We start from the raw sequence: 1,375 nt of genomic DNA on the forward strand, positions 1-1,375 counted from the left end.
GTTATATTCTTTTCCTTCTAATTCCCATCTTTCAAATTTAAATCCTTCTTTTGTTGGATCTTCCGGTTTTGCTGCTTCTTTGCCCTTCTTAACTACTACCGGAGCAACTTGACTTCCACCATTTGAGTCAAATGTTACTGTAAATACTTCAACTACTTTTACTACTGCTGTTGTTCCGTCCATTTCTACGGTTCCAACTACTTTGTAATTACCTGTTTCATCTTTGTAGTCTGCTCCATCTACAAATTTTTCTGTTTCTTCATTTAACTTTTCTACCGTCAAGTCTTCAACAGTTTTTAACATTGAGATTACATTGCCATCTTTATCTACTTCTTTGATATTTAAAGTATATTTTGTTTGTCCCGGTTTTTCTTTTTGTTTTCTATCTTCTAATCTCTTAGCTTCATCTACTATTTTACCTATCTCTTCTTTGTCTTTAGATCCATCTATTAATTTCTTTGCTAAATTCTTTGATTTATCTGTTATTTCCTTTAATTCATCTATCTCTTTTTTAGCTTTTTCTTTTAGATCGTTTAACTTTCTATCTTCTAATCCCTTAGATTCAGCTACTATTTTTTCTACCTCTGCTTTATCTTTAGCTTTATCTATTAATTTCTTTGCTAAATTCTTTGACTTATCTGTTATTGTTTTTAATTTTTCTATTTCTTTTTTAGCTTTTTCTTTTAACTCAATTTCATTAGCTTTGTCTTTTTCTACTGCCAACTCAAAAGCAATATTAACAGAATTAATAGTCGTAGATGTATTAACTCCACTTATAAATGCTTCTTTTTCTTTGTCACTTAAATATCCAAGATTATTAATTTTTTTAGCTAATCTCACTTTTGTAAATTCTACACTAAAATCGTTTATTTCTTTATCAATTTTTTCTATCTCTATCTTTAGGCTGTTTAATTGCTCTTCGCTTGTATCATAATTATTAAGAGCTTTTATTTTTTTATCTACTTCATCTAATTTAGAAGTTAGTTGAGCTACTGTTTTAAAGAATTTACTTTTAACACTTGCATCTGCTCCTAAATACGCTGACCTTAAACTCTCTACCTCTTCTTCAAATGCTTCTCTTTTTTTATTTAATTCTTCTTTTAATTTTTCAGCTTTATTTTTATTCTCAACTTCACTCGCATAAACAACGCCACTTAATTCCGCATTGCCAAATTTAACCGGCGAAAAAAGTACAAATGCTCCTACTACACATGATACAACACCAATTGACAATCTTCTAATTGAGTATCTATATACTCTATTTTGTTTTTAGTTTTTATAAACTTTCTTAAATTATCCACGGTTCCTCCTACAAATTTTTTAAATATTTCTTTAATTTTTTGTTTTTATCTTACTTATAATCTTATCACATGCA

The 1,375-nt window shown here is 28.4% G+C and carries 1 protein-coding gene; it reads right to left on the reverse strand.

Annotation, left to right across the window (positions count from 1 at the left end; all coding sequences use genetic code 11):
• Window positions 1–1,233 (reverse strand): InlB B-repeat-containing protein (locus HMPREF9129_RS10155; RefSeq protein WP_040553248.1); only part of this gene is annotated, 1,233 nt, incomplete at its 3' end.
• Window positions 1,234–1,375 lie beyond the last annotated feature (142 nt).

It is taken from the genome of Peptoniphilus indolicus ATCC 29427, assembly GCF_000227315.1.
Lineage (GTDB): Bacteria > Bacillota > Clostridia > Tissierellales > Peptoniphilaceae > Peptoniphilus > Peptoniphilus indolicus.